The sequence below is a fragment of the Acetobacter pomorum genome (assembly GCF_002738225.1).
Classification (GTDB): domain Bacteria; phylum Pseudomonadota; class Alphaproteobacteria; order Acetobacterales; family Acetobacteraceae; genus Acetobacter; species Acetobacter pomorum.
In genome coordinates this window covers 1-3,099 of sequence record NZ_PEBQ01000094.1, presented here as the reverse complement: position 1 = coordinate 3,099, position 3,099 = coordinate 1, and the positions used below count along the sequence as shown (strand labels likewise).

At 55.0% G+C, this 3,099-nt stretch carries 1 tRNA gene and 2 rRNA genes; all 3 read left to right on the top strand.

Going from position 1 to position 3,099, the window contains the following annotated elements:
- Window positions 1-2,743, top strand: a 23S ribosomal RNA gene (locus CSR02_RS07555).
- Window positions 2,744-2,853: 110 nt separating this feature from the next.
- Window positions 2,854-2,969 (top strand): 5S ribosomal RNA (gene rrf, locus CSR02_RS07550).
- A 53-nt stretch (window positions 2,970-3,022) separates the two neighbouring features.
- A tRNA-Met gene (locus CSR02_RS07545) sits at window positions 3,023-3,099 on the top strand.

Genomic DNA, 3,099 nt, shown 5'->3' with positions numbered 1-3,099 from the left:
GAGTGAGTATGAGAAGGGCATTCGGTGGATGCCTTGGCACTAGGAGGCGACGAAGGACGTAGCACGCTGCGATAAGCTGTGGGGAGCCGCGAGCAGGCATTGATCCGCAGATTTCCGAATGGGGCAACCCACCCAGCGATGGGTATCGTGATCTGAATACATAGGGTTACGAGGCGAACCCGGGGAACTGAAACATCTCAGTACCTGGAGGAAAAGACATCAATTGAGATTCTGCTAGTAGTGGCGAGCGAACGCGGAACAGGCCAGTCATTTTTGAAGAAGAAGCAGAACGGTCTGGAAAGGCCGGCCATAGTGGGTGACAGTCCCGTATGCGTAGTGTCTTTGAGAATGCTTGAGTAGGGCGGGGCACGTGAAACCCTGTCTGAACATGGGGGGACCACCCTCCAAGCCTAAATACTCCCTAGTGACCGATAGCGAACAAGTACCGTGAGGGAAAGGTGAAAAGCACCCCGACGAGGGGAGTGAAAGAGACCTGAAACCGGATGCCTACAAGCAGTCGGAGCCTCTTATGGGGTGACGGCGTACCTTTTGTATAATGGGTCAGCGAGTTTCTGTTTGCAGCGAGCTTAAGCCGATAGGTGTAGGCGTAGCGAAAGCGAGTCTGAATAGGGCGCATAGTTGCTGGCAGAAGACCCGAAACCGAGTGATCTAGCCATGGCCAGGCTGAAGGTGCGGTAACACGCACTGGAGGGCCGAACCCACGCCTGTTGAAAAAGTCGGGGATGAGCTGTGGCTAGGGGTGAAAGGCCAATCAAACTCGGAGATAGCTGGTTCTCCGCGAAATCTATTGAGGTAGACCGTCAGGTGGTTACCCCGGGGGGTAGAGCACTGGATGGGCTAGGGGGGCCCAAAGCCTTACCAAACCCAACCAAACTCCGAATACCCGGAAGTATAGCCTGGCAGACAGACAGTGGGTGCTAAGGTCCATTGTCGAGAGGGAAACAGCCCAGACCACCAGCTAAGGCCCCCAAATCGTGGCTAAGTGGGAAAGGATGTGGGGATTCCATAACAACCAGGAGGTTGGCTTAGAAGCAGCCATCCTTTAAAGAAAGCGTAATAGCTCACTGGTCTAATAGAAACCCTGCGCCGAAAATGTAACGGGGCTCAAGCCACGTGCCGAAGCTGTGGGTGCATATCTATGATATGCGCGGTAGCGGAGCGTTCCGTAAGTCTGTGAAGGAGACGGGGTGACCCTCTCTGGAGATATCGGAAGTGCGAATGCTGACATGAGTAGCGACAAACAGTGCGAGAAACACTGTCGCCGAAAGTCCAAGGGTTCCTGCGCAAGGTTAATCCACGCAGGGTTAGTCGGCCCCTAAGGCGAGGGCGAGAGCCGTAGTCGATGGGAAACAGGTGAACATTCCTGTACCTGCCAGAAGTGACGAATGCGATATGTTGTCAGGTCTTAACGGATTGATCTGGCTTTTGGAGCATTCCAGGAAATAGCTCTGGCATATAGACCGTACCCGAAACCGACACAGGTGGACTGGTAGAGAATACCAAGGCGCTTGAGAGAACGATGCTGAAGGAACTAGGCAAATTGCTCGTGTAACTTCGGGATAAGCGAGACCCGTTGGTGGGCAACCATTGGCGGGTGGCACAGACCAGGGGGTAGCGACTGTTTATTAAAAACACAGGACTCTGCGAAGTCGAAAGACGACGTATAGGGTCTGACGCCTGCCCGGTGCCGGAAGGTTAAGAGGAGGTGTGAGAGCGCTGAATTGAAGCCCCGGTAAACGGCGGCCGTAACTATAACGGTCCTAAGGTAGCGAAATTCCTTGTCGGGTAAGTTCCGACCTGCACGAATGGCGTAACGACTTCCCCGCTGTCTCCAGCATCGGCTCAGCGAAATTGAATTCCCCGTGAAGATGCGGGGTATCCGCGGTCAGACGGAAAGACCCTATGAACCTTTACTGCAGCTTTACAGTGGCATCAGAGACATTCTGTGTAGGATAGGTGGGAGGCTTTGAAGCAGGGGCGCCAGTTCCTGTGGAGCCATCCTTGAAATACCACCCTGAATTTTTCTGATGTCTAACCGTGGTCAGTTAGCCTGATCCGGGACCCTGTATGGTGGGCAGTTTGACTGGGGCGGTCGCCTCCCAAAGTGTAACGGAGGCGCGCGATGGTGGGCTCAGGCCGGTCGGAAACCGGCTGTTGAGTGCAATGGCATAAGCCCGCCTGACTGCGAGAGTGACAGCTCGAGCAGAGACGAAAGTCGGCCATAGTGATCCGGTGGTCCCGCGTGGAAGGGCCATCGCTCAACGGATAAAAGGTACTCTAGGGATAACAGGCTGATCTCCCCCAAGAGTCCACATCGACGGGGAGGTTTGGCACCTCGATGTCGGCTCATCACATCCTGGGGCTGGAGCAGGTCCCAAGGGTTCGGCTGTTCGCCGATTAAAGTGGTACGTGAGCTGGGTTTAGAACGTCGTGAGACAGTTCGGTCCCTATCTGCCGTGGATGTTGGAGACTTGAGAGGATTTGTCCCTAGTACGAGAGGACCGGGATGAACATACCTCTGGTGCACCGGTTGTCGCGCCAGCGGCACCGCCGGGTAGCTAAGTATGGAAGGGATAACCGCTGAAAGCATCTAAGCGGGAAACCCACCTCAAAACTAGGTCTCCCTGAGGGTCGTGGTAGACCACCACGTTAATAGGCCAGGTGTGAAAGCGCGGTAACGCGTGCAGCTAACTGGTCCTAATCACCCAATAGGCTCACTCTCTTACTGTCCCCTTAAAAGGACAGCCCGTGCACAGAAATCATCCATATCAACGCCTACTTCTTCATCAACCAACCGTCCTCCACACACCCCTTACAGGGTGGACTGGATGACCTGGTGGCCATGGCGGGGAGAGATCCACCCGATCCCATCCCGAACTCGGCCGTGAAAACCCCCAGCGCCTATGATACTGTGGCTTAAGCCACGGGAAAGTCGGTCGCCGCCAGGTCTTCCAATCCACCCAAATAAATCATTACCCACAAATTTCAACACATCATCAACCGCGGGGTGGAGCAGCCCGGTAGCTCGTCAGGCTCATAACCTGAAGGCCGCAGGTTCAAATCCTGCCCCCGCAACCA